The sequence below is a fragment of the Erwinia sp. PME.40.26/001 genome (genome assembly GCF_055556675.1).
Genome location: NZ_JBVHNP010000250.1, coordinates 1 through 261, shown reverse-complemented (window position 1 = coordinate 261; position 261 = coordinate 1). Strand labels below are relative to the sequence as shown.

The 261-nt window shown below is 59.8% G+C and carries 1 protein-coding gene; it reads left to right on the top strand.

What is annotated here, in order from left to right; translation table 11 throughout:
* On the top strand, positions 1-261 hold a 261-nt coding region (locus ACZ3HG_RS24060), incomplete at both ends, for a cation transporting ATPase C-terminal domain-containing protein (protein WP_465334936.1).

Sequence of the window (261 nt, the reverse complement as noted above, 5' to 3'; positions counted from 1 at the left end):
GGGTGGTTTGTCGAAGGTTTGTTGTCGCAAACGCTGATTATTCACATGATCCGAACTGCCAAGGTGCCGTTCTTGCAGAGTACCGCCGCGACGCCGCTGCTTCTGCTTACCTTCGCTGTCATGGGGGTCGGCGTTCTGATTCCCTTCACGCAGCTTGGTGACGCCGTCGGAATGGTACCGCTCCCGGCGGCCTATTTCCCGTGGCTCGCCGCGACGCTCCTCTGCTATTGCACGCTCACCCAGATCGTGAAGCGCTGGTAC